This is a genomic window from Riemerella anatipestifer (assembly GCF_009670965.2).
GTDB lineage: Bacteria > Bacteroidota > Bacteroidia > Flavobacteriales > Weeksellaceae > Riemerella > Riemerella anatipestifer_B.
This window is the reverse complement of the sequence record NZ_CP073239.1, coordinates 748,154-770,395: the sequence shown is the minus strand read 5'-3', so window position 1 is coordinate 770,395 and position 22,242 is coordinate 748,154. Positions and strand designations below refer to the sequence as shown.

The following is a 22,242-nucleotide window of genomic DNA, read 5'->3' as shown; positions in this document are numbered from 1 at the left end:
AAAGGAACATATGGATTATATGCAGTCTCATCCAGATGTAACTAATTCAATTTTGGAAAATCTAGAGTATAGTAATGGTCATAAAGCAGTATTTTTCTATAACTTTTTAAGAGAAATATGGTATAAGAATCCCAAACCAAACTCTGGTATACTTGTTAACAAATTCAATTCATTTTATGATAAATTATTTGAAATAAATCCTACAACTACATGGTTTGATTTTCAAAATATTCTTTTACCATATGAAGACACAAACCATTCTATTCTTTCTGAATTGTTAAATGATTGGAATAATCCTAATATTGTTAAACCTACTTTAAGATTTAAAAATAATATCAAATTAAATAATATTTATAATCAAGCAAAAACTGCTACTAATTTTCAACAATATTTGAAAAAATTTATTACAGATGCTTCTGTGGCACACTTAATGTTTGATGTAGGTTTAGTAAGTAATTCTAATCATCTTGCAGAAACCGAACCACCTTCAAATTATTGGATAAAAATAATTTTTAATAGAGACAAAGATTGGGAGAATATTCCTAAGATAATTATTTTGGATACATTTATGCACGAAATGATTCATGCAGAAATTTATCGTAAATTATTATCACTTGGTTCAACTCATGGTAATATTGACGTAAATAAAATAACATCTGATTTGCTTCATCATAATTATCCTGGACTTTTTGATTATTATGTGAGGTATACAAAAGATGATGCGGCTGCTCAACATAACATGATGGGAAAGCATTATGTGGAAATAATGGTTAACTTCTTAAAGCAAGTCTATGGAAATAAATATTCTGATATTGAATATAAAACAGTTGTTTGGATGGGATTGAAAGATACGAGAGCTTGGAATTTATTGCCAAAATCTGAGAGAGATTTATATGAAACAACTTGGGTGGAAAACTATTGGTTATGGGAAAAATAATACACAATACACGTGCTTTTATTTTGTAAAATTGTCCTTAAAGCCTAGTAATTATACCACATTTATTCAATCAGATGAAAATAATTCTCAATAATTTAAGTATTATGAATTTAGGAATAATTACTTTAAAATTAAAGATGAATTTGTTAACTTAAATATATGGAGCCAGTTCCATAATGGTTTTGAAAAATAAAAGAAATAAATATTCTGATATGAAATATAAAGCCAAGTAGTTTGTACAGTTCTTAAAGGAGATAAAAGTTTGTATTCTTTGGATACAAAAAGAAATTTATATTATATAATCTATGGAAAAAATAGCAGTTTATATAGGTGTTGTATTAATTTTTAGTATTCAGGGGGTTAAATCACAAATAATAAAAATAGACAGAAAAGATATTTTTTGTTTAATAAATAATAAATCAACTTCCTATTTGAAAATAAATTTGGATAATAATACATATGTATATAAGGTTAAAAGAGTCTCTTACAACCCTAGAATTAATAATAAAATATATAGGATTAGAGATTACCATAAAATACCTAAAGAAAAAGGAAAAATGTTTAGTAACTTTGAGAGTTTAAGATATGGTGGAGGCTATTTTTTAATTGAGAAAAAATATTATGTAAATTTGGGTACTCCAATAAATTAAGACCTTATGCTAATATAGTTTTTTTTAAGATATAGAAATAAGGAAATAAAAGAATATGTGGGGTTTAGATGTGATAATAGAAATGAAAATTTGTATGTACTAATTTGGAATGAGAACTTTAAATAGTCTTGGATCTATATAAATTGATAAATTCTATCATGGATTCACAAGCAGAGGCAATTGCTTGGGTAGGTTTGCAGGGAACAACTGCTTGGAACAATCTTGGAGCTACAAATCAACTCAATGTTCAGAATACATATAATAATTGGTATAACTCAGCATCACGAAGCTGTCCTTAAATGTAAGAAAAATGAAAAAGCGATTGATAATTATAATTATAGGTATTATGCCTGTGCTTTTCTCTTCTCAAAGAAAGGTAAGTGATACAGTTTATATAGAATTTGATAATACGAAGGATAAGCATTATGAGCATAAAAAGAAGATAAATTATTTTGAAATAGATGTAAATGATACAAAGAAAATTCATTTTCAGTATGGTATCTATAATGTAAAAAAAGTTAAAAAATTCAACAAAAAAATCATAAATAGAACTTGTTTGTCAAAAATTATTAAAAATGACAATGCAGATAGAAGACAGGTTTATATAATAGTAAAGAAAATAGGGAGTAATTACTATAAACTATATTCTGCAGACCATATATTTAGGACAATAATTGATTAAAAAGACAATAATTAACACTTTTAATAGGATTAGCCTCCACTCTTTGCTTTGGGCAAGAAGGAGGGAAAGTAGAACCCACCGCCTACAATGTGCAGATAGGATTTGTGGGAGCGTGGGTGAATACCTAAATAGGTCTGGCAGACCAACTCGCACTACGCACCGAATTAGGAGTAATGCCCAAATGGTATGTAGGTACAGGTACAGGCTGGTTTCTAGATGCGTCTGTAGAATCAAGATACTACTACAACATCAAAAAAAGAGCGGAGAGAGGGCGAGATACTTCGTCCAATGCAGCTAATTTCCTAACCGTGGGGGTATCTTACAGACCAGAAAAGTCTTTTAGTTCAAATTACACAGATTATAGTAGTATTTCTATTGTTCCCAAATGGGGGATTAGGCGTAACTTAGGCAACAACTTGCATTATGAGGTAGGAGCAGGGCTAGGTTTCCGACACGAGTTTAATAATCGTAACTATGGCGAGATAGACCTCCATCTAAGGTTGGGCTACAGTTTCTAAATCACAGCCTCTATATTCTCCATCAAGGGTATAGAGGCTTTCTATCCACCCACCTACTCTACCTAAACTACCTTAAATTTTTTCAAAAAGAATATAATTTGATATGAAATTTCATATATTTGCACCGAATAATAATTTTTAAAAACGTAATATTATGTCAGACATTGCATCAAGAGTAAAAGCGATTATCGCAGATAAGTTAGATGTGGAGGAAACAGAAGTAACTCCAGAAGCTAGTTTCACTAATGATTTAGGAGCAGATTCGCTAGATACTGTGGAGCTTATTATGGAATTTGAAAAAGAATTCAATATCCAAATCCCTGATGATCAAGCGGAGAAAATCACTACAGTAGGGCACGCAATTGCTTATGTAGAAGAAGTGGTAAATAAATAATTAGTATTTTTATCAAAAACTTAAATTTATGGAATTGAAAAGAGTAGTTGTTACCGGATTTGGTGCTATTACACCTATTGGAAATAATGCTAAAGAATATTGGGAAAACCTTGTAAAAGGTGAGAGCGGTGCTGCTCCAATTACTCTTTTCGATGCCACTAATTTTAAAACTAAATTTGCTTGCGAGGTTAAAAACTTCAATCCATTAGATTTTTTTGACAGAAAAGAGTCAAAGAAAATGGATAGAAATACTCAATTGGGAATTGTAGCCGCTAGAGAAGCTATAGAACACTCTGGTATAACTAGTACAGAGGTTGATAAAAACAGAGTAGGGGTTGTATGGGGGTCTGGTATTGGTGGACTAGAAACTTTTGAGAAGGAAGTTTTAGACTGGGCAAAGTCGGATATTCCTAGATTTAATCCGTTTTTTATTCCTAAAATGATTGCGGATATTACACCAGGGCATATTTCTATTGAATATGGTTTCCACGGACCTAACTATACTACGGTATCGGCTTGTGCGTCTTCTGCTAATGCAATCATAGACTCTAAAATGTTAATCCAGCTTGGTAAAGCTGATGTTATTGTTTGCGGAGGTTCCGAGGCTGCAGTAACGGCAAGTGGAGTGGGTGGCTTTAATGCGATGATGGCACTTTCTACAAGAAATGACGACCCTAAAACAGCTTCTAGACCTTTTGATAAAGACAGAGATGGTTTTGTTCTAGGAGAAGGTGCGGGGTGTATTATCTTAGAAGAGTATGAACACGCTAAGAGAAGAGGGGCTACCATCTATGCAGAGCTTAAAGGTGGGGGTATGAGTGCAGATGCACATCATATGACGGCACCACACCCAGAAGGATTGGGAGCTTATTTGGTAATGAAGAACTGTTTAGAAGATGCAGGCGTGACTGCTGATGAGGTAGATCACATCAATATGCATGGGACATCTACGCCATTAGGAGATATTGCAGAATCTAACGCAATTTCTAGATTACTTGGCGACCACGCCTTTGATATACAAATCAATTCTACAAAGTCTATGACGGGGCATTTGCTAGGAGCTGCGGGTGTTGTAGAAGCTATTGCTGCCATAGGAACTATTATTCACGATGTTGTTCCACCTACAATTAACCATTTTACAGACGATGAAAAAATAGATAGTCGTCTTGATTTTACTTTTAATAAAGCGGTAGAAAAAAAGGTTGATGTTGCAATGAGCAACACTTTTGGCTTCGGTGGACACAATGCGTGTGTGCTATTCAAGAAAGTCTAAAGAATGAAAATCGGACGCTATTTCAACAGGATTTTAGCTAGACGAAAGAAGCCAAAATATACACAAAGAGAGACTTTTATAGTAAAAGAATTGAAAAAAATATTAGGTATACAGCCTAAAGAAGTCTCTTGGTATCAGGAGGCTTTTTCTCTCAAAAGCCCTTCTAGTCAGCTCAATTATGATAGATTGGAGTTCTTAGGAGATGCAGTTTTGGGGAGTATCGTTTCCTATTATCTTTACAGGCAGTATCCACAGGAGAGCGAGGGGTTTCTAACCCAGATGAAATCTAAGATTGTTAATAGGAAGAACCTTAATCAGATAGGAGAAAAGCTAAATTTGACTTCTCTAGTTTTGAAAAATGGTTCTAAGTTTGGAGCAGACCTGTCGGGAAATCTCTTAGAGGCTTTGGTTGGAGCTATTTATATGGATTTTGGCTACGAAAAATGTCAAAAAGTGGTGTTATCTAAGATTCTTACTCATTCGGAAATGCTTAAACTTGAAAATAAAATTATAAGTTATAAGAGCTTGTTGTTAGAGTGGAGTCAAAAGAATAAAATTAAGATAGACTACAAAACCGAGGAAGAGTTTTTACCAAGTAAAGTAAAGATGTTTAAAACCTATATTTTTGTAGGTGGTAGTAAAGTGGCTAGTGCTACGGAAACTTCTAAGAAAAAATCGGAAGAAAAGGCTGCACAAAGAGCATTTTATACATTAAACAAAAAAGAAAAGATAATTGAAAGACAATAAAATATTTCTTGATCTAGAGGAAGAAGAAATCTCAATAGGATTATTAAGACTTTCTCGAAAAATACAAGATTATGAATTGTTTTTTAATATCAACCTCCTAAATAGCTTTAAGTTTAGCAGAGAGAAGGATTTTATTTTAAAAAAAGGAGGACGCTTGTATTTGTTTGTACAGTATCAAACTTATGATGAAATTACTAAATGTACATACACTTTTATAGCGAATAAATATTATGATACTAGACTAGAGGACAGAGGTCATTATGATTTGTTTTCAAATCTAGTGGAGGAGGTCTATTTGTTACCAGAGTATAGAGATGTAGATTATATTCTGTTAACAAAGGATTTTTTATATGATTTTTCTGTAATTTTGTTGCCTAGTAGCTTAGTGTTTCCTATACAAGAAATATCATTAAGCCCAGAGCAAGAACTCTATCAAACCATTCAGTACTATGAATAAGAAATTAAAGAAAACGAAAATAATAGCAACATTAGGACCGGCATCATCTTCCAAAGAAACGATGTTGGAGTTGGTTAAAGCAGGTGTAGATGTTTTTAGAATAAATTTTTCTCACGCAGATTATGATTTGGTGAGAAGAAATGTGGAGCTGATAAGAGAAATCAATCAGGAATATGGTTACTCAGTTTCGATATTAGGAGATTTACAAGGTCCAAAACTAAGAGTAGGAGTTGTAAAAGAAGGCTCTTATCTTAATCCTGGGGATATTCTTACTTTTACTAATGAAAATGTAGAAGGAGATTCAACTAGGGTATATATGACTTACCAACAGTTTCCACAAGATGTAAAAGTAGGGGAAAGAATCTTAATAGATGATGGTAAATTAGTTCTTGAAGTTATAGAAACGAATCTAAAAGATACTGTTCGTGCTAAAACGATACAAGGAGGACCATTAAGTTCTAAAAAAGGGGTTAACCTTCCTAATACCAATGTATCGCTTCCAGCCCTTACAGAGAAGGATATTAAAGATGCTAACTTTATTTTAGACTTAGAGTTAGACTGGATTGCATTGTCGTTTGTTCGTCATGCGCAGGATATAAAAGATTTAAAGGAACTTATTAAGAATCACCCAACAAATAACTTTAAGACACCTATTATCGCTAAAATAGAGAAGCCTGAAGGGGTGAAAAATATAGACGAAATTCTCATGGAGTGTGATGGGATTATGGTGGCTCGTGGAGATTTAGGTGTAGAGGTGCCTATGGAGGAAGTTCCTGTAATTCAAAAGACTTTAGTTAAAAAAGCAAGAGCCTATGCTAAGCCTGTAATTATTGCTACTCAAATGATGGAGACTATGATTACAAGCCTTACACCTACTAGAGCGGAGGTAAATGATGTGGCAAACTCGGTGTTAGACGGTGCTGATGCGGTGATGCTGTCTGGAGAAACTTCCGTAGGGCGTTATCCTGTAGATGTGGTGAAGAATATGTCTAAAATAGTAAAGAGTATAGAAACGACTAACTACTACTACGACAGAAATAGTATTTTAGATAATCAGATAAGTTGTTTAGATGAAAGATTTATCACGGATAAAATTTGTTTATCAGCGGTTAATATAGCACAAAGTTCAGGAGCAGAGGCTATTATTACGCTTACTCATTCTGGTTATACAGCTTTCCAAATTTCTGCACATAGGCCAAACTCACACATTATTGTTTATAGTGCCAATAGAAGGGTGCTTACGATGCTTAACCTACTTTGGGGCGTTAGAGCATTCCACTATGATATGGAGAAAACTACAGACGAAACCGTGATACAAGTTAATATGCTTACTTGCAATTATGGTTTTGTAGAAAAAGGAGATTTTGTGGTTAATCTTAATGCAATGCCAGTACATAATGGTGGAAAAACCAATACACTAAGGCTTTCTACCATATAGAGTAATGCTATAAGGATAAAAAATAAACCATCAGATTTTATGTCTGATGGTTTTTTATTTAGATGATGAAATTTGATTTTAATTTCCTACGATGGTTTTAGGGTAAGTAAACTCTTTAAGGGCTAAAGCAGATAATTCTGTCCCATAGCCTGATTTTTTAGCTCCACCAAACGGAAGTCTTGGGTCGGATTTGGTCATAGAATTGATAGCCACAGTGCCAGAATTTAGTTTTAGAGCAAAATCAAGGGCTTTGTTTTGGTCTTTAGTCCAGACGGAGTTTCCTAATCCAAATGGAATATCATTGGCTAAGTCTAGAACTTCATCATCGGTTTGAGCTATCATTACCATACCGAGAGGTCCAAATAATTCTTCGGCTAAAATAGGATTTCCTTTTTTTACTAAGATAAGCCCTGGTTTAAATTCTTTATCAGACAATCGTTCTAAGGGAATGATGATTTCTGCTCCGTTAGCAACAGCTTTTTGATATTGTTGTTCTAGTTCATCAGCGAGGTCTTTTCTTGCCATACCCGACAATATGGTGTTGGGATTTAGAGGGTCTGATGGTTGATACTTTTGATAAGCTTTAGTAAACAATTCTAAGAAAGCATTGGCTATATTATGGTGAATGATAAATCTTTTGGCAGCGACACAAGTTTGTCCACAGTTTTGTAATCTTGCTAAAGCACCTACTTCTGCCGCTTGTTCTAAATCAGCACCTTCTAGAACGATAAACGCATCGCTACCACCAAGTTCTAAAACTGATTTTTTGATTTCTCTTCCCGCTATGGAAGCTACACTACTCCCTGCTAAATCACTGCCTGTAAGGCTTACACCTTGTACAGCGGGGTGCTTTAGTATAGTTTCGATGTCTTGATGCCCTACTTTTAAATGTTGGAATACACCTTTAGGAAAACCTGCTTTTAGAAAAGCCTCCTCTATGGCATCTCCACTTTGGGTACAAATGGACGCGTGTTTTACGATAATGGTATTTCCTGCTAAAATAGTAGGTACTGCAAAACGAAGTACCTGCCAAAAAGGAAAATTCCAAGGCATTACACCTAAAATTACCCCTAGAGGCGTATGGTGAACTTGGCTAATATTAAAGTCTGTTTCGATATGTTCTGGAGCTAGTACATCAGCGTCTATATTGGCGTAGAAACGAGTCATCATTGCTGATTTTTCTACCTCCGATAAGGCTTGAGAAATGGGTTTATTCATTTCTGTGGTAATGATATTAGCATAAGTGTTTTTCTGCTCGTCTAATATATCTGCTAAGTTTTTAAATAATATTTGTCTCTCTTGAAAAGAGTGGTTTTTCCATTGGTTAAATTCGGTGTTAGCAAGGTCAATTTTATCAATCATTCTTGTTTATTTTTAAATTGAAGCCCCTATTTAAGGGGAGAAAGCTACAAATTTAAGTATAAAAAGTTAGATTTATAGTTTATCCAGTTGACCTGTATAATTATTTACCTGTATGATTTAATTATTAGTAGAGAAACAAAAGAAGAAGAGTTTTTATCTATTTTAATAGATTTAAAGTTTTCTGTAATTATTTTATCTATTTTATAATCTATCAAAGAGGACAGATTTATTTTTTCTCCATTTTTTAAATCCACCCTAATATAGTAGTAATAATCATTATATGGTAAGGCAGATACTCCAACGGAATCGCTAAAATGTTGTGATGTTGCATAAATCTTAATCTTATCAATCTCGTTTTCTGTATAAACGGTATTGTTGATGGTTAGTTTATTTTGCTCAATACTAAGCTGCTTATAGCTGTTGTTTAGATAATTAATATGCAATACCATTACAGGCAAAAGAAAAACAATAAAATAAAAAGCAAATGTTGATAGGAACAACACTTTAAACAAATCCAATTCTGTATTTGAATACAACAAGTACAGAAGTCCAAAATAAACAATACTTATTATAATAAGCTCTCTTAATGCATAGAGTTGACTTTTTAATGTTATTTTTAAATCCATACTATATTATTTTTATTTCTGCGAATATGATTGTTGATAAAATGGTTCCATATTTAGTGATAGTATTTTGGTATATAAGGGATTATTTTTCTTGCAGGAGTTCCCAATAGATTAGATTATTTCTCATAAATTACTTTATCAGTAGTTAAATTATTAGTTTTTATTTTTGGTTCGGTAATAAAGGGAATGCATCTATTTTCCTTTCTATTTTAATATTTGGGAAGTGTTTGTGAAAGTTTTTTTCTACATTATAATCATCTACACTGGTAATTATAATGGGGGTCGAGCTATTTTTCAAATGGATTTTAAGGTAAAAAAAGTTCATACAATAAGGTAGTGTATAAGCATTCTGAGAGTTTTTTATTTTATGTCCTGTTCCTACTAGTTGTACTTTTTCTATATCTGCACTATTAATTTCCTTTAAGTTAAAAGTCTTGTAGGAGCTGTGTTGTTTATAGTTGAAAAATAAAACTATTACAGGTAAAGCATATACTATAAAGTATAAAAGGAATATTCCCAAAGTAGAATAAGGATTATAACCTATATACCACCACATAAACATCAGAAATAGTATATAAAATATGGTAGCTAGTCCCAGTTCTCTTAGAGAACGAATTTTTTTTGAAAAAGTAATCATTATTAAAGTATATTATTTATATATCATTCAGTTTGGAAGCCATGGTGCTTTCAATGCCATTAACGCTTTTTTGCGTATCAGAAGACACTTTACTGGATAGTATTTCAAAATATAAAATATCAGACTAGCAATTTTTTAGCAAATCAATTCTTTATTGATAATTTCCGCACAATTTTTAGGGAGTTCCCAATGTCCGTTGTGTCCACAATCTAGGAGATAGTGCTTTATAGATGCTCTTTGTGGCAAAAGATTAAGCAATGCTTCGTGGTTTACAGCGGCATCGTACCGCCCTGCTAATACCAGTACTTTGGTTTCTATCTGTTCAAGTAGATTTCTTTTATCTGTTCGTTCAATCATACCTTTTACGGCAGCTAGAGCCCCTTGTGTAGGTGTGCTTAGGGCTATTTTCTTAGCTTGTTCTATTTTAGAATCCAGCTGTTCTCTCTCGTTCGGATTGAACAAAAGCGGAACGCCAGCTCCTACATAAGTAGAAAAACTTTCTTGTATGATTCTAAAGCTTTTTCTTCTCAGTTCCTTTTTAGCATCGTCATCAGCTTGGAAAGTAGAGAAAAAAAGCGTGAGGCTTTTAAGTTGCGTATGCCATTTTTCTGCAAAAGCAAGACTTACATAACCGCCCATAGAATGTCCCAAAATATGAAATTTAGACAGACTGAGGTGGTCAGTTACCTTTTTCACTTCTTCCGCCATTAGTTCCATCGTATGGACATCGCCCATCACCTCCGATTTTCCGTGTCCTGGTAAATCTATTTTGATTAGGCTAAAATGCTCGGATAAATACGGCTCCAAATCGTTCCAAATACTATTGTTTTCCAAAAAACCGTGCAACAAGACCAAAGGCTCTTGCCCCTTACCAGAAATTTCGTAATTAAGCATATTCAGCAGAAAATTATTTTTTATAATACTAAAAACAAGGGCGTATCCCTTTGCCTAGGCTATTCCCACGGCTAGGGTCGGGCTATCGCTTCTACTCCTCGGTCATTGTCGCTCCTCGGCTTCTTCCCTGTGGGGTATCCGCTCTATCCCTTACGCAATGTGGGCGTTTATACAAACAAAACCCCTTCTTTAGAGTTTAATGAAGGGATTTTGTGTTTTTAAATTACTTTTTATTTTTTTTGAACCAATTTACACCACATTCTAAGAATTGTTTAAACTCTTCTTTTGGCATATATCCCGATACAGGTTTATTGATGACCTTTCCGTCAGGCGTTACCAAAACATAATGCGGTTGAGAATTATTATTAAAATTCACTTGTTGGAAAAGGCTCCAGCGGTCTCCTATTGTTTTTACTTTTTTCTTCTGACCGCCACCCATATCTATTTTTATTTGTTCGTTTTCAGGGAGTTCCTCTTTATCATCTACATATAAGGACGCTAGGACAACTTCATTTTGTAAGATAGGTAAGATGTCAGGTTCAGACCATACAAACTCCTCCATTTTTCTACAGTTTTCACAACCATAGCCTGTGAAATCTATCAGTATAGGTTTGTTTACCTTTTTAGCTTGTTCTAGAGCTACGAAAAAGTCGTGTTCTGGGTGCATACCCAAGATGCCTTCTTGTTCGTTGTGTAAGTAGCTTACATTGATAGGAGGCAAAATACCACTTAGTAGCTGTAATTTAGGTCTGTCCGAAGGAACTAGCCCTTGGATTAAATAAACAACAAACCCAATCCCGAGCACTCCAAAAACTTTACGAGTGGTGGATATTTTGGCGTTTTTATCATCGTGCGGAAATCTTATTTTTCCAAATAGATATAATACAAGTCCTATGGTGATGATAATCCACAATACAATGAAAAGCTCTCGTTTTAATAAAAAAGTTTTAGATACAAGGTCAGCTTTAGAAAGGAATTTAAGAGCCAAAGCTAACTCTATAAAACCGAGTATTACTTTTACGGTATTCATCCAGCCACCAGACTTTGGTAAAGATTGTAACGCTTGAGGGAACAATGCCAACGCACCGAATACAATAGCCCAAGACAGCCCAAAACCAGCTAAAGCAAAGGTGAGGAGCATTGGGACATCACTAGAACCAGTAACGGCGCTACCGAGTAAGCTACCAAGTATAGGACCTGTACAAGAGAATGATACAATTACCAAAGTAAGAGCCATAAAGAAAATACCAATTAGCCCACCAGCTTCTTCCGCTTTTGAAGATTTGTTGGCAATCCAGCTTGGGAGTGTAATATCGTAATATCCAAAGAAGCTCAACGCAAAGAATAAGAATATCCCAAAGAAGAACAAGTTAAGCCAAACATTGGTAGAAATATCATTAAAGATGTTCCCAGAAATGCCGTCTATAATATGGAAAGGGATACTCAATAAAATAAAAATTACCAAAATAAATATTCCATAGATAATAGCATCTCGTTTACCTTTAGCCTTATTGGTAGCTCCTTTGGTAAAGAATGAAACCGTGAGCGGAATCATAGGGAAAACGCAAGGTGTTAATAACGCAATAAGCCCTCCAATAAAGCCTAAAATAAGAATCCACCAGTTGCTAGAGCTTTCTTCTTCTGTTGCTACGCCGCAGTCAGTAAGCGGTGCTTTAGGATTTAAAGATTCTACCTTTAGAGAATTTTCTCCTTGTAGTGCTTGTGTGGACGATGTTATATTTTCTGCCGAGGTTAGATTTGTGTTTTGATTTACCGTGTCCTTAATAACCTCTTGTAATGGTGTTTGTTCATTTTCTTTAGAGTTGGTTTCTGTAAGATTAGCCTTAATTTTTTCCTCAAATTCTAAAGTGTTAGGAGCTAAACATACACGGTCGTTACAAGTTTGATAAGTAATTTCTACGTTTACATTGGCAGGTTTGGAAGCGTCTTTTAGCTTAAATTTCTGTTTGAATGTGGCTGTATTAGAGAAGTAAACAATCCTAGCACCAAAGGCTTCTGAAAATTCGTCGTGTTTTTTACCAATTTCTACAATTTTACCCACAGGAACTATATTCGTCCCTGAAACTTTCATTTCAGTAGGAATACCACTGTCTTCGGGTAAATCTTTGGAGTAGATATGCCAACCATTTTCTAGGGTGGCGGTAAGGACAGCCTCATATTCTTGGTTGCCCAATTCATTAACTTTTAGTTTGAATTTTACGGGGTCTTTTATTTGGGCCGAGAAGCTTACGGCCAGCATAGTCCACCATAAAAGTAATAAGTATCTTAGTTTCATAGCTTTTTAATTATAAAATAATTTTGATGTTTTTTTCTGTTTTGTCGTTAGAGGCAAATCTGCCGTCTTGTCTCAAAGGTATAATGCCTAAAACACGATTTTCGTTATCACACAGCAACCAAATTTTTGATTTTGCTAAAATAGACAATTTTTCGTCTTTAAAAAATTTAGAAACCTTTTTTCTCCCCATCATTCCTTTTGGATAAAAGAAGTCGCCAGCCTCTTTATGCCTCAATTTTAGAGGTAAGGAAATTTGATCTGCATCAAAGTTCCATTCTAAAATCTCTTTTTTTTCGTAGGTTATCCATTGGTCTAGTTTTATTTCCTTTTCGCTGGGAAGCGTGATTTCTTCATCATTATTAGAAAGAGTTTCCTTTTTACTAATAATAAGTTGTTCCCTATTGATGAGGAATTGGTACTCGTTGGAATAAAACGATTTCCCCGTTTCTGCTGTAAATATCTTACTAATTTCCGCTTTATTGCTAAATCCAAATTTATTGAGTATCTCAAACTGAATAAAGCTAGATTCCTTTTCTAAAGCGTGTCGGTTTATAATAGTTTCGTTTTCAGTATTTATTGAAATCTCTTTTGTTTTATCTTCAATTTGTTGATTTATAAAGGATTTAGCTTCAGATAAAAAATCAATACTCTTTCTAAAATTATCCAAAAAATCAGGATTGATTTCTCCTAGCTTTGGAACAACAGAATGTCTTATCTTGTTTCTAAGATAATCTTGTTTTTGGTTAGATTTATCTTCTCTAAACGCTACGGAATGTGCTTCTGCAAAATGATAAATTTCCTCTTTGCTAAAATCTAGCAAAGGGCGTAAAATATGGTTTTCGTTATTAGGAATACCCACTAATCCTTTGATGCCACTACCTCTAGAAAGATTGATGATAAAGGTTTCTAGTTGGTCGTTTAAGTGGTGAGCAGTTACGAGGTAGCTTAGACTCCGATTTTTCATAATATTTCTAAAGAACTGATATCTAAGCTCTCTTGCCCATAGCTGAATAGACCCCGAAGGTTTTTCATCTTTATCCGAAACGGTATAACAATGAAACGGAATATGATGCTTCTCGCAGAATTCTTGTACTAATGCAGCGTCTTTATCCGAATCTTCGCCTCGCAATTTATAGTTGATGTGAGCTATTTCTATTTTGGCATCTATTTGTTTCATCAGATGAGCCAATACCATAGAATCTGCTCCACCACTTACTGCTAATAGAAATTGATGTTTGCTGTAGTTAGGTAGTAGCTCCTTTAGTTTAGTTTTAAATAAATCCACGGAAATCATTGTCCAAAGATACAAGAAAATTAGGTAGTGAAGAAGCAAGTCTAAATCCACTAAAACTTAGTATATTTGTGATAATGAAAAGATACACAGTTTTTATAATTTTACTGTTGGTATTTTCTTGTAGGAAGGAAGATGCTGAGGTACAGTATATAGACCAAACGATAGATATTTTTCTAAAAGATACTTCGGGTAGAGATTTGCTTAATACCAATACTTCTCAAAATAGAGCTAGTTTCACTTTGAGTGATTTGGGAGGAGCGTATAGCTCGGTTAATCTATCTTCGGGTTTTTCTAGGAAGATGGGCGTAGATTCTATCTATTATATTCAATATATTTCTGGAGCAACTAGAAATTTAAAGGATTCGGTGTCTCCTAGTTTAAAATACTATCAATCGGATATTGCATTTAATTGGAAGAAAAAACTAACGGATTCTACCTCCGTCACAGAAATAGATACAATGAGAGTTATTTACTCTTGGCAGCCAAGTCTTTTTCAAGTCAAAGAAATTTTTTGGAATAATAATCAAATTTTTTCTAAGCAAAGTCAGGCGAGTAATGTTATTACAATCGTAAAATAATGCTTACTTTTGCGGAATATATAAACTCCTTATTTTAAATAAATATCAATGTTACAAGTTCAATTTTTAAGAGAGCAAAAAAGCCGTGTTTTAGAGGGGCTTAAAAAGAGAAATTTTAAGGAGCTAAACCTTGTAGATGAGGCAATAGCGACTGATGACGAAAGAAAGAAAATACAGTATGAGTTAGATGAAAATTTAGCTCAAATGAATAAAATTTCCAAAGAGATAGGTCTTCTAATGAAGGAAGGGAAGAAGCAAGAAGCAGAGGAGGTTAAAACTAAAACAGGAGAGTTTAAGCAGAAATCGCAGGATTTACAACAATTATTGAAAGAAAAGGAGGAATCTCTACTGAATATTCTTTATCAAATCCCAAACATACCAGCAGATATTGTAAAAGCAGGTAGTTCGGCAGATGATAACGAGGTGGTGTATCAGTCTTGTGACACTTTTGAAATGGGAACAGAGGCTTTGCCACACTGGGAACTCGCTAAAAAACACAATCTAATTGATTTTGAGCTGGGGGTGAAAATAGCAGGAGCAGGTTTTCCTGTCTATTTAGGTAAAGGAGCTAGGTTACAAAGGGCTTTGGTGCAGTTTTTTCTTGATAAAAATACTGATGCAGGTTACCTAGAGGTAAATCCGCCACATGTAGTAAATGAAGCCTCTGGTTATGGTACGGGGCAACTTCCTGATAAAGAGGGGCAAATGTATTTTGTGAATGAGGATAATTTATACCTTATTCCTACAGCAGAAGTGCCTGTAACCAATATTTATAGAGATGTAATCTTGGAGGAGAAAAAACTTCCTGTAAAGAATACGGCTTTTTCTCAATGTTACAGAAGGGAAGCAGGAAGCTACGGTGCTGATGTAAGAGGGCTTAACCGACTTCATCAATTTGAAAAGGTAGAGATAGTAAGACTAGAAAAGCCAGAAAATTCTTATGCTGCACTAGATGAGATGGTAGCTCATGTAAAGTCTATTTTAGAAGATTTGGAATTGCCATTTAGAATTTTGCGTTTATGTGGTGGTGATATGAGCTTTACTTCTGCACTTACTTACGATTTTGAGGTGTGGAGTGCGGCTCAGCAGAGATGGTTGGAGGTATCTTCAGTATCTAATTTTGAGAATTTTCAAGCTAATAGATTAAAATGTAGATATAAATCAGGAGATGATAAACCTCAGTTAGTACATACATTAAATGGTTCTGCAATGGCTTTACCTAGAGTAATGGCAGCTCTTTTAGAGAACAATCAAACGGAAGAAGGTATTAAAATTCCAGAAAAGCTAAGAGCGTATACAAGATTTGAGAGTATATAAAAAAAACTCATTTTAAATATAAAAAATAAATAGGCTATCTCATTAAAGAAATAGCCTATTATTTTATCACATCATTATATTGAAATGAAATAAAAAGACACCCTAAATTTAGAGTGTCTTAGTTTGTCTGTATATCACTTTAGATTAGTGAGCAGCTTCTTTTACTTTATCAGCAGCGTTGTCAACAGCACCTTTAGCAGCATCAGCAGCACCTTTAGCAGCGTCAGCAGCAGCATCAGCAGTAGCACCAACACCTTCAGCAGCTACAGTAGCAGCAGAATCAACAACAGTAGCAGCAGAATCAACAACAGCAGCAGCAGAATCAACAGCCTCAACAGCAGTAGAATCTACAGCAGCAGTTTCAACGTTTTCAGTTTTTTTACAAGCTACAACAGTTAAAGCAGCAACAGCCGCTACGAATAATGACTTTTTCATAATTTTAAATAATTTTTTAAATTTGTTTCTTTTTTGTTTATTACTCTGTTCATTCATTTGAACAAGGCAAAGATATGGTGAGAAATAAATTTGTGCTAGAAAAATTATTGTAATATCTTTGTAAAATAGTTTTGCAAATAAACATTTTTGTAAATCAGTGGTTTAAGTTAAATTTTTGAAATTTGTCAGATTTAGATTTATTACACTTTGAACAGCTTAAAGCGGAAATTCAGGAGGTTTTTTTAGAGTCTCATACACCTTCAGAGGAAGATATATCCTTATGGAAGGGTATTGATATTGTTTATTTTCAAGAAGATTTAAGAAAGAAGGTGAAAGGAAATATTAGTGAACGCTCTTTTTATACTTATTTTAAGAGTTCTCCTACACAGAAATTACCAAGAATAGATATGCTTAATCTTCTTTCTAGCTATGCGGGTTATGCTAATTGGTATGATTTTAAGAAAAATCATTTATTTGCTAATGAAATTCTTAGTGAGATAGACGAAAGTAATGAGGAAGTATTCCAAAATGGTATTGATGAGTCAGTTTTAGATAATCAACAGGAACAAGAAAAAACAATAAATTCTAAGGAAATTGTTGATAATGTTAATGAGGTTAAAAATGTTGTTTTGCAAAAAAGTAATTATGATTTAGAGGTAGTTGCTGAAAATGATGAGGTGTTGAAAAATAATAGTAGAGCTTTAAAATTTACTAAATCTTCTTATGTTTGGATTTCGGCAACACTTATACTTTTATTAGTTCTTGTGGGAATTATTTTTTCAGACTTAATCTTGACCAAAAAGTATTCGTTTAAGTTTATTGATGCGGATAGAAATACAAGTATTAACGACTACCTTGATGTTAAAATCATAAAAGAAGGTGAGTCTCCTATCTTGCATAAGGTAAAGCCGAATGATATTTTAACATATACTACAAAATCAAAATCTCTCATGATGATAATATCTTCTCCTTATTATAAGACAGATACTATTGTGAGAAATCTGGAGAATGCTCTTACTTATCCAGAATATGAAACTATAGAGTTAAAGCCTGATGATTATGCTATTATGCTAAACTATTATTCCAGGAAGGCAGATGAAGATGTTAATAAGAAGAGAGAAAGGTTAAGTAGGCTTATAAGCAACGATGCTTTAATTTATCAGGTGTTTGATAATGAAACTTATGGGGTGGAGATATTAGAAAAAGATCGCTATATAACCTTGATGACAACCCCTACAACTTCTCTTAAAAATTTAGAAATTATAGGGACTCAAATGAAGAATGGTAAAATAGTGATGATAAAATTTAGAATTACAAATAACGAAAAGTAAACACTTATGAAAATACTTAAAAACTTATTATTCATTCTAATAGCATTGATGATTTTATCCTGTGAAAAGAAGGAAGAAATCAGTGATTTAGATAAAGTAAGAAATACAACTAATGCTACTTCTTATCCTGTTGCTAAGATGGATAGTGCACAAGCTATAAATGCTATTACTAAGCAAAAAGTTCAGGAGGTTATGGATTTGTCTATTCTCTATTTGTCTGGTAACAGGAATACGGATATAGACTCCACAATCCATACGCAGCTGCTTAAATATTTTGCGACTCCTGACACTCTTAAGCTAAAACCTCTGTTTAAAGAATTAGAAAGTCTAAGAGTTAAGACAGTTAAGGTGCAAAATTTAGAAATTAAGAAAAAAAATAGTGAAAAAGACACACTGAATCAGGCAGTGGTCAAAGTAGAATATTTTGATAATAAAAAATCCTCAATAGGAGTTTATGAAAGAAATGTGCAATATATTCTAAAGCCTTTTCCAGAAAAGTTTAAGAAAGAGTTTAAGTTTTATTTTCTCAATTTTTACACTCCTCAGAAAGATAGTATCTCCGAAGGTGTTATAAGGTAATCTAACGAAATATCTTCGTTTCTTAAATCGTCTATGATTTCTAAAGGTGAAAAAAAGTTCACTCCTATTTTTGTAGTAGGAGGTATAGTAGTGAAAAGTTGGTCATAGAAGCCTTTTCCGTAGCCTACTCGGTTGCCTTTATCATCACAATAGAGTAGAGGTGTGATGATATAATCAATGTGAGTTATATTCGCGTTAGTATTTTCAGAAGGTTCCAATATTCCCCATTTGTTTTCGGATAGCTGAGTGCTTTCTTTCAGTTCAATAGCTATCATTTCAGTATCTATAATTTTTGGAACAAATACATTTATTTTTTTTGAAAAACAAGACTCTATAAGAGGTAAAGTATTAACTTCCTTAAACCTCTTTATAGGAATAAAACAATGAATGTTTTGATTTTCAGTAGGGTTAAATTGTAAAAAGAATAAATGAGCTATTTTTTTTGATAGCTCATTTATGGTATTTTCAGAAAGTTGTTTTCTTTTTTCTAGATAAATTTTTCTAAGTTCCGCTTTGGTCATAAGTTAGATTTCTTTTACAGAAATTATTTTTACAGGACACGCCTTAGCTGCCTTATCGCAAGGTTCAAAAGCTTCTGGTAGAGGCACTTTTATTGTGTGAAATCCTTTTTTATCGGTGGATTTTAACAGAACAGACTTACCATCTTTCTTTGACATTCTAAAGTATTCTGGAGCAAACTCCGCACAGTAGTTGCACCCAATGCATTTATCTCGTTGTAGCGTAACAATAACCATAAGTTATGCCTTAACAATTTTATAAAGCTTGTCACTAGGTCTTACACGGAAATCGGTTTTGAATGTGATGACCTCACTTTTAGTAGCTTTTTCGCTAATGCCCTTTCCATCTACCATCATTTCGGTAATTTCTAACTCTTGAGAACCTGTGGTAGGTCCTTGGATTAAAACTTTATCGCCCACATTCAAATCGTATGCTTCGATTAAAAACTCGGCAATACTAGATTTTGGATAATAATGTCTGCCTTTGCCTATGTAAAGTTTCTTTTGTGTAGCATTAGAGCCTGGGTTTGGAGACCATTCTCCTAGTTCTTGTCCTAAATAGTAGCCACTCCAAAAACCTCTATTATAAACGGTTTCTAGCTGCCTCATCCATTCTGCTACTTTCTCTTGAGAAAAAGAGCCGTCTTCTATACTGTCTATGGCTTCTCTATAGCACTTGGTTACGGTGGCTACATACTCTGGAGCGCGCCCTCTGCCTTCTATTTTTAGAACTTTAACCCCTGCATCTACAATTTGATCTAAGAAATTGATGGTACATAAGTCTTTAGGAGACATCATATACTCGTTGTCAAGTTCTATTTCAAAACCGCTTTCTTGGTCTATTACAGTATATTTTTTTCGGCAATTTTGCTTACAAGCCCCACGGTTAGCAGAAGAATTATGTGAATGTAGACTTAGATAACACTTCCCAGAAACTGCCATACATAAAGCTCCGTGTCCAAATATTTCTATTTCTACTAAATTTCCAGAAGGACCTTTAATTTGCTCCTTTTCTATTTGAGTACAAATCTTTTTTACTTGGCTGATACTTAATTCTCTACTCATTACCATAGTGTCTGCAAACATTGCATAGAATTTTACAGTTTCTATATTGGTAATGTTAATTTGGGTAGAAATATGCACCTCCATACCAATCTGCCTTGCGTAAGCAATCACAGCCTGATCCATAGCAATAACGGCGGTAAGGTTGGCTTCTTTTGCCTTGTCTAAAAGGGTTTTTATGATTGATAAATCGTGGTCATAAATAATAGTGTTGAGGGTAAGGTATGTTCTTACACCTTTTTCTTGGCATCTTCTGCTGATTTCGGGTAAGTCATCTATGGTAAAGTTCATAGAAGCTCTAGCTCTCATGTTAAGCTGTTCTACACCGAAATAGACAGAGTCTGCACCATTATCTAAAGCTGCCTGAAGAGAAGTGAAATCTCCTGCAGGACACATTAGTTCTATTTTTCCGCTTTTAGTCATTGGGTCAAAAAAATTTTTGCAAAGATAGAAATTTTTATAATAGGCTATTAAGTTCTATCGTTGTGGCATAAATATTAAAGATCCCTCCTTTCCATTAGGAAAAGAGGGAGAATAAGGATTAGTTAAATGGTTTTCTATCTAAGGCATATTAAATCCTCTACTAGTTAAACGTCCATAAACATCTAAATATTTTATAGAGACAATACCTTTGTAGTTTTCTAAAATATTTTCTATATCCTTCTGAGAATTAACGGGTTTGCCATTAACCTCTGTGATGATATAGTTGTTATCAATACCTGTTTTGCTAGCAAGAAGGCTGTTTTCGTCTATATCTGTAACTACTACACCACTTCTAAGACCGTAATAGACTTTGTTTTCATCACTTAAAGATTGGAATTTAGCTCCTAGTTTTTCAACGACAGTAAGGTCAGCTTTAGTTCTAGTTTTTGTATTTCCACTTTGGTCTTTTAGTGTGGCTCTTACAGTTTTAGTTTTTCCGTCTCTTAGGTAAGTTACCATTACGGTATCTCCAGGTCTTTTGCTACCAATAGCTAGAGATAGGTCAGCAAAATCAGTAATTTTACTATCATCTATTTGAACGATGACATCTCCTTTTTTAAGACCAGCATCTTCGGCGCCACTATTATTGGAGATTTCCGTAACGTAGATTCCGTTTCCTGATTTTAAGTTGCTTTTAGTCTGCTGGTTGTATATTTTTACTTGTGTCTCGTCAGATAAGTCTAATGAACTAATTCCTAGAAACCCTCTTTGTACTATTCCAAACTTCTTAATGTCTTCTACAACTTTTCTTGCTAAGTTAGACGGAACAGCGAAGCCATATCCTTCATAATATCCAGATGATGAGGAAATAGCAGAGTTAATACCCACTAAATCTCCATTAAGATTTACTAAAGCTCCGCCACTATTACCTCTGTTAATTACAGCATCTGTTTGTATAAAGCTTTCAATCGGGGTTTTAGATTGTTGTCTTAAAAGGTCAATGCTTCTTCCTTTTGCAGAAACGATACCTGCAGTTACGGTAGAGTTAAGTCCTAGAGGATTTCCTACAGCTACTACCCATTGTCCCACTTCTAGCAAATCTGAGTTTGCGAAGTTAAGGTAAGGTAGTCCGCTATCTTCTATTTTTAATAGTGCAATGTCGGTAGAAGGATCGCTTCCTATAAGCTTAGCTACATAAGTTTTTTTGTTGCTTAGGGTTACTTCTAGTTTACTAGCTCCTGCTACTACGTGATTATTAGAAATGATGTATCCGTCAGGAGAGATAATCACCCCAGAACCTAGACCAGTAGGCATATCTTGTGGTGCTTGCTGTTGTTGTCTTTGTCTTTGACTTCTGTTGAATGGGTCGCCAAAGAAAAAGTCAAGTAGGTCTTGTTCAGAGCTTCTAGAAGTTCTAGTGTTATTTTGATAATTTTTTATGGTTACCACGGCAGGTACTGTAGTTTTGGCTGCTTTTACGAAATCATCTCCTAAAGCGGCAGCATTAAGTCCTGTAAACTGACTGTCATTTTTAGCAGTATGGAAATACGAAGAGTCAGCAATGTTATCGTTTTTAAAATATTCAATAGTTCCAAAAGTAGTTGCTGCAGAAACTACGCCTACGGCAGCTAGAGGTATGAGTTTTTTTAGATTATTTTTCATTTTATTTATTTTTATAAATTCAAAGTGTACTAAACAAATACTATGCAAAAATACTCTAAACCGTTCTTAATTTGTAATCTTTTCGCCTGTATTTAACTAATTTTTAACTATAATTATGTGTTTTTAATGAAA

General features: G+C 33.9%; 24 protein-coding genes. 13 read left to right on the top strand and 11 right to left on the bottom strand.

Annotated elements, in window-relative coordinates:
- Window positions 1–10 precede the first annotated feature (10 nt).
- The 9 genes from D1J36_RS03590 to pyk all read left to right on the top strand — a co-directional run bounded on the left by D1J36_RS03590 (window position 11) and on the right by pyk (window position 7,096).
- A complete protein-coding gene (locus D1J36_RS03590; protein WP_185147748.1) occupies window positions 11–937 on the top strand; it encodes a hypothetical protein in 927 nt (308 codons plus the stop codon).
- Between the two features lie 305 nt (window positions 938–1,242).
- On the top strand, window positions 1,243–1,587 hold the full coding sequence (locus D1J36_RS03585) for a hypothetical protein (RefSeq protein WP_154137739.1): 345 nt from the start codon (window positions 1,243–1,245) through the stop codon (window positions 1,585–1,587).
- A gap of 310 nt (window positions 1,588–1,897) precedes the next feature.
- Complete coding sequence (locus D1J36_RS03580; protein WP_154137740.1) at window positions 1,898–2,269, top strand: hypothetical protein; 372 nt, start codon at window positions 1,898–1,900, stop codon at window positions 2,267–2,269.
- Window positions 2,270–2,442: 173 nt separating this feature from the next.
- Window positions 2,443–2,787: a hypothetical protein gene (locus D1J36_RS03575; RefSeq protein ID WP_252339427.1), complete on the top strand. Its 345-nt coding sequence runs from the start codon at window positions 2,443–2,445 to the stop codon at window positions 2,785–2,787.
- Between the two features lie 154 nt (window positions 2,788–2,941).
- On the top strand, window positions 2,942–3,181 hold the full coding sequence (locus D1J36_RS03570) for an acyl carrier protein (protein ID WP_004917181.1): 240 nt from the start codon (window positions 2,942–2,944) through the stop codon (window positions 3,179–3,181).
- A 28-nt stretch (window positions 3,182–3,209) separates the two neighbouring features.
- On the top strand, window positions 3,210–4,454 hold the full coding sequence (fabF, locus tag D1J36_RS03565; RefSeq protein ID WP_014937892.1) for a beta-ketoacyl-ACP synthase II: 1,245 nt from the start codon (window positions 3,210–3,212) through the stop codon (window positions 4,452–4,454).
- A gap of 3 nt (window positions 4,455–4,457) precedes the next feature.
- Complete coding sequence (locus tag D1J36_RS03560) at window positions 4,458–5,201, top strand: ribonuclease III family protein (RefSeq protein WP_153935636.1); 744 nt, start codon at window positions 4,458–4,460, stop codon at window positions 5,199–5,201.
- On the top strand, window positions 5,188–5,658 hold the full coding sequence (locus tag D1J36_RS03555) for an IPExxxVDY family protein (protein WP_154137741.1): 471 nt from the start codon (window positions 5,188–5,190) through the stop codon (window positions 5,656–5,658). Before D1J36_RS03560 ends, D1J36_RS03555 begins: the two co-directional genes overlap by 14 nt.
- Window positions 5,651–7,096, top strand: coding sequence for a pyruvate kinase (gene pyk, locus D1J36_RS03550; RefSeq protein WP_154137742.1), 1,446 nt, complete (start codon window positions 5,651–5,653; stop codon window positions 7,094–7,096). The genes D1J36_RS03555 and pyk overlap by 8 nt, the downstream gene beginning before the upstream one ends.
- A gap of 78 nt (window positions 7,097–7,174) precedes the next feature.
- On the opposite strand, the gene D1J36_RS03545 is transcribed toward pyk, so the two are convergent.
- From D1J36_RS03545 to tilS, 6 genes are all read right to left on the bottom strand, one after another.
- The gene (locus D1J36_RS03545; RefSeq protein WP_154137743.1) at window positions 7,175–8,458 is read right to left on the bottom strand and encodes an NAD-dependent succinate-semialdehyde dehydrogenase; all 1,284 of its coding nucleotides are present in this window, start codon (window positions 8,456–8,458) and stop codon (window positions 7,175–7,177) included.
- A 104-nt stretch (window positions 8,459–8,562) separates the two neighbouring features.
- Window positions 8,563–9,084, bottom strand: coding sequence for a hypothetical protein (locus D1J36_RS03540; protein ID WP_154137744.1), 522 nt, complete (start codon window positions 9,082–9,084; stop codon window positions 8,563–8,565).
- A 160-nt stretch (window positions 9,085–9,244) separates the two neighbouring features.
- On the bottom strand, window positions 9,245–9,721 hold the full coding sequence (locus D1J36_RS03535; RefSeq protein ID WP_154137745.1) for a hypothetical protein: 477 nt from the start codon (window positions 9,719–9,721) through the stop codon (window positions 9,245–9,247).
- A gap of 135 nt (window positions 9,722–9,856) precedes the next feature.
- Window positions 9,857–10,615: an alpha/beta fold hydrolase gene (locus D1J36_RS03530; RefSeq protein ID WP_154137746.1), complete on the bottom strand. Its 759-nt coding sequence runs from the start codon at window positions 10,613–10,615 to the stop codon at window positions 9,857–9,859.
- Between the two features lie 223 nt (window positions 10,616–10,838).
- The gene (locus D1J36_RS03525; RefSeq protein WP_154137747.1) at window positions 10,839–12,911 is read right to left on the bottom strand and encodes a protein-disulfide reductase DsbD family protein; all 2,073 of its coding nucleotides are present in this window, start codon (window positions 12,909–12,911) and stop codon (window positions 10,839–10,841) included.
- Between the two features lie 10 nt (window positions 12,912–12,921).
- Window positions 12,922–14,205: a tRNA lysidine(34) synthetase TilS gene (tilS, locus tag D1J36_RS03520; protein WP_154137748.1), complete on the bottom strand. Its 1,284-nt coding sequence runs from the start codon at window positions 14,203–14,205 to the stop codon at window positions 12,922–12,924.
- 74 nt (window positions 14,206–14,279) lie between these two features.
- Between tilS and D1J36_RS03515 the strand changes: the two genes are divergently transcribed.
- Together D1J36_RS03515 and serS are read left to right on the top strand one after the other, a co-directional pair.
- Window positions 14,280–14,783, top strand: a complete 504-nt coding sequence (locus D1J36_RS03515; RefSeq protein WP_109475276.1) for a hypothetical protein — start codon at window positions 14,280–14,282, stop codon at window positions 14,781–14,783.
- Window positions 14,784–14,831: 48 nt separating this feature from the next.
- Complete coding sequence (gene serS, locus D1J36_RS03510; protein ID WP_154137750.1) at window positions 14,832–16,100, top strand: serine--tRNA ligase; 1,269 nt, start codon at window positions 14,832–14,834, stop codon at window positions 16,098–16,100.
- A 144-nt stretch (window positions 16,101–16,244) separates the two neighbouring features.
- On the opposite strand, the gene D1J36_RS03505 is transcribed toward serS, so the two are convergent.
- Window positions 16,245–16,592 (bottom strand): hypothetical protein, encoded by a 348-nt coding sequence (locus tag D1J36_RS03505; protein ID WP_154137751.1) that lies wholly within the window; start codon window positions 16,590–16,592, stop codon window positions 16,245–16,247.
- Window positions 16,593–16,717: 125 nt separating this feature from the next.
- Between D1J36_RS03505 and D1J36_RS03500 the strand changes: the two genes are divergently transcribed.
- Together D1J36_RS03500 and D1J36_RS03495 are read left to right on the top strand one after the other, a co-directional pair.
- Complete coding sequence (locus D1J36_RS03500) at window positions 16,718–17,866, top strand: hypothetical protein (protein WP_154137752.1); 1,149 nt, start codon at window positions 16,718–16,720, stop codon at window positions 17,864–17,866.
- Between the two features lie 6 nt (window positions 17,867–17,872).
- The gene (locus D1J36_RS03495; protein ID WP_153928776.1) at window positions 17,873–18,445 is read left to right on the top strand and encodes a hypothetical protein; all 573 of its coding nucleotides are present in this window, start codon (window positions 17,873–17,875) and stop codon (window positions 18,443–18,445) included.
- Here the strand turns inward: D1J36_RS03495 and D1J36_RS03490 are convergent.
- From D1J36_RS03490 to D1J36_RS03475, 4 genes are all read right to left on the bottom strand, one after another.
- Complete coding sequence (locus D1J36_RS03490; RefSeq protein ID WP_154137753.1) at window positions 18,409–18,966, bottom strand: 5-formyltetrahydrofolate cyclo-ligase; 558 nt, start codon at window positions 18,964–18,966, stop codon at window positions 18,409–18,411. The genes D1J36_RS03495 and D1J36_RS03490 overlap by 37 nt on opposite strands.
- A 3-nt stretch (window positions 18,967–18,969) precedes the next feature.
- Window positions 18,970–19,200, bottom strand: coding sequence for a ferredoxin (locus D1J36_RS03485; protein ID WP_004917220.1), 231 nt, complete (start codon window positions 19,198–19,200; stop codon window positions 18,970–18,972).
- A gap of 3 nt (window positions 19,201–19,203) precedes the next feature.
- Window positions 19,204–20,448: a peptidase U32 family protein gene (locus tag D1J36_RS03480; protein ID WP_154137754.1), complete on the bottom strand. Its 1,245-nt coding sequence runs from the start codon at window positions 20,446–20,448 to the stop codon at window positions 19,204–19,206.
- Window positions 20,449–20,586: 138 nt separating this feature from the next.
- The gene (locus D1J36_RS03475) at window positions 20,587–22,110 is read right to left on the bottom strand and encodes a Do family serine endopeptidase (RefSeq protein WP_154137755.1); all 1,524 of its coding nucleotides are present in this window, start codon (window positions 22,108–22,110) and stop codon (window positions 20,587–20,589) included.
- Between the last annotated feature and the right edge of the window lie 132 nt (window positions 22,111–22,242).

Coding starts and splice junctions, on each gene's coding strand:
- D1J36_RS03590 (WP_185147748.1), top strand. CDS start 11: ATGGATTATATGCAGTCTCATCCAGATGTAACTAATTCAATTTTGGAA.
- D1J36_RS03585 (WP_154137739.1), top strand. CDS start 1,243: ATGGAAAAAATAGCAGTTTATATAGGTGTTGTATTAATTTTTAGTATT.
- D1J36_RS03580 (WP_154137740.1), top strand. CDS start 1,898: ATGAAAAAGCGATTGATAATTATAATTATAGGTATTATGCCTGTGCTT.
- D1J36_RS03575 (WP_252339427.1), top strand. CDS start 2,443: ATGCCCAAATGGTATGTAGGTACAGGTACAGGCTGGTTTCTAGATGCG.
- D1J36_RS03570 (WP_004917181.1), top strand. CDS start 2,942: ATGTCAGACATTGCATCAAGAGTAAAAGCGATTATCGCAGATAAGTTA.
- fabF (WP_014937892.1), top strand. CDS start 3,210: ATGGAATTGAAAAGAGTAGTTGTTACCGGATTTGGTGCTATTACACCT.
- D1J36_RS03560 (WP_153935636.1), top strand. CDS start 4,458: ATGAAAATCGGACGCTATTTCAACAGGATTTTAGCTAGACGAAAGAAG.
- pyk (WP_154137742.1), top strand. CDS start 5,651: ATGAATAAGAAATTAAAGAAAACGAAAATAATAGCAACATTAGGACCG.
- D1J36_RS03545 (WP_154137743.1), bottom strand. CDS start 8,458: ATGATTGATAAAATTGACCTTGCTAACACCGAATTTAACCAATGGAAA.
- D1J36_RS03540 (WP_154137744.1), bottom strand. CDS start 9,084: ATGGATTTAAAAATAACATTAAAAAGTCAACTCTATGCATTAAGAGAG.
- D1J36_RS03535 (WP_154137745.1), bottom strand. CDS start 9,721: ATGATTACTTTTTCAAAAAAAATTCGTTCTCTAAGAGAACTGGGACTA.
- D1J36_RS03530 (WP_154137746.1), bottom strand. CDS start 10,615: ATGCTTAATTACGAAATTTCTGGTAAGGGGCAAGAGCCTTTGGTCTTG.
- D1J36_RS03525 (WP_154137747.1), bottom strand. CDS start 12,911: ATGAAACTAAGATACTTATTACTTTTATGGTGGACTATGCTGGCCGTA.
- tilS (WP_154137748.1), bottom strand. CDS start 14,205: ATGATTTCCGTGGATTTATTTAAAACTAAACTAAAGGAGCTACTACCT.
- D1J36_RS03515 (WP_109475276.1), top strand. CDS start 14,280: ATGAAAAGATACACAGTTTTTATAATTTTACTGTTGGTATTTTCTTGT.
- serS (WP_154137750.1), top strand. CDS start 14,832: ATGTTACAAGTTCAATTTTTAAGAGAGCAAAAAAGCCGTGTTTTAGAG.
- D1J36_RS03505 (WP_154137751.1), bottom strand. CDS start 16,592: ATGAATGAACAGAGTAATAAACAAAAAAGAAACAAATTTAAAAAATTA.
- D1J36_RS03495 (WP_153928776.1), top strand. CDS start 17,873: ATGAAAATACTTAAAAACTTATTATTCATTCTAATAGCATTGATGATT.
- D1J36_RS03490 (WP_154137753.1), bottom strand. CDS start 18,966: ATGACCAAAGCGGAACTTAGAAAAATTTATCTAGAAAAAAGAAAACAA.
- D1J36_RS03485 (WP_004917220.1), bottom strand. CDS start 19,200: ATGGTTATTGTTACGCTACAACGAGATAAATGCATTGGGTGCAACTAC.
- D1J36_RS03480 (WP_154137754.1), bottom strand. CDS start 20,448: ATGACTAAAAGCGGAAAAATAGAACTAATGTGTCCTGCAGGAGATTTC.
- D1J36_RS03475 (WP_154137755.1), bottom strand. CDS start 22,110: ATGAAAAATAATCTAAAAAAACTCATACCTCTAGCTGCCGTAGGCGTA.